Below are 1,198 nucleotides of genomic sequence, written 5' to 3'. Positions count from 1 at the left end.
CGTACCGGCAGAGTAGAGATCGGCGACATCCTCGGCTAACCAGCCGAGGTGGAGCACGCGGTCGACGCGGGCAAGGACATGATCATCCGGCACAAGGTCACGCAGCGACCCGCAGACGAAAAATTCGAGCTGAATTCGGTTTTGATGACCAATCATCCTGGCACCCGCATCAAAGTCCTGGCCCATGGAATCAGCGAAGCGTGGGTTTTTCAACAGCCCCCAGGTGCATTGGATGCGTGCCCCCCGTTCCTCCGAGGCTGGCGAGCACAGGAGTTGGCGACGAAGACACCCCCGCCGGGTTCGTCGCCGAGGGTAGCGTGTCGCAAGGGAAACGCCTCACGCCGGGCCGTGTATTGGTCGCCGGATCGCCTCCCGGTCCGTCTCATCAGGGATGCTCTGCCTGTACTAGGGCTTGTGCGTGATTTCAGGCAAGGCGCAAAAAAATGTGCTCGGAGCATATCGGTCGGTAACTGATTGAGCCCGGAGGGCTCTTCGGCAATTCGACCCTCGCCCGCTTCGCCACGGATTCTTGCCGAATGTCCGGCTCAGGGTCACCATGGCAAATCGCATGGGCTGCCTGCCGTGGCTTCGCGTCCGGTAAGCAGATGACGGGATGTCCGATCATCAAGCCATCATCGCGACCGCGATAGGTGCGGGCGAAAGCCCGATGTTTCGTTCGCGCGGCTTGCCGCGAGGCCCCCAGCTTGCCAAATGGAGGCAGGCCGAGCCGCCCTCGCCTTTCCGGCATATGCGCCGACCCGGCTGGGCAGGGCTGAGCGATCCACGAGGCCGGTTGTCTGGGATGCCCGCACCGGCGCCACTGGCCAACCGGGGCACGTGGAAAGACAGCTTTGCGCATTCCACCCCGGATATGGGGGTCGGAGTGGCCTTGAGAGAAATCCCGCCGGAATGCATCATCGCAGGAATGGCCGGGCTCGCCGAGGGACAGAGTCCCCGACATGGACAGTGCGAGTAACGGGCGAAATTCGGTGATGGCCTGAAGGGTGGCATATCAAGGCGGTGTTCAGATGCCGTCAATTCTCAGCAGAGAAAAGGATACGCCACATGTCATTGACTACCATCATGCAGTTGCCCGATCCATCCGGATTCAGCGCAGACCCGTTCACCGATATTATTCGCGAGGGCGCGCGCAAGCTGATCGAGCAGGCCATCCAGGCGGAACTCGCGGCGTTGATGG

2 pseudogenes are annotated in these 1,198 nt (G+C 61.8%); one reads left to right on the top strand and one right to left on the bottom strand.

Annotated elements, in window-relative coordinates:
- A pseudogene (locus tag ESZ60_RS20600) lies at positions 1–156 on the bottom strand (IS5/IS1182 family transposase); the annotation flags it as partial.
- Positions 157–1,065: 909 nt separating this feature from the next.
- On the opposite strand from ESZ60_RS20600, the pseudogene ESZ60_RS21645 reads away from it, so the two are divergent.
- Positions 1,066–1,198: pseudogene (locus ESZ60_RS21645) on the top strand (IS256 family transposase); the annotation flags it as partial.

Origin of the sequence: Paracoccus ravus, from assembly GCF_004522175.1 — a bacterium.
Lineage (GTDB): Bacteria > Pseudomonadota > Alphaproteobacteria > Rhodobacterales > Rhodobacteraceae > Paracoccus > Paracoccus ravus.
This window is presented reverse-complemented; position numbering and strand designations above follow the sequence as displayed.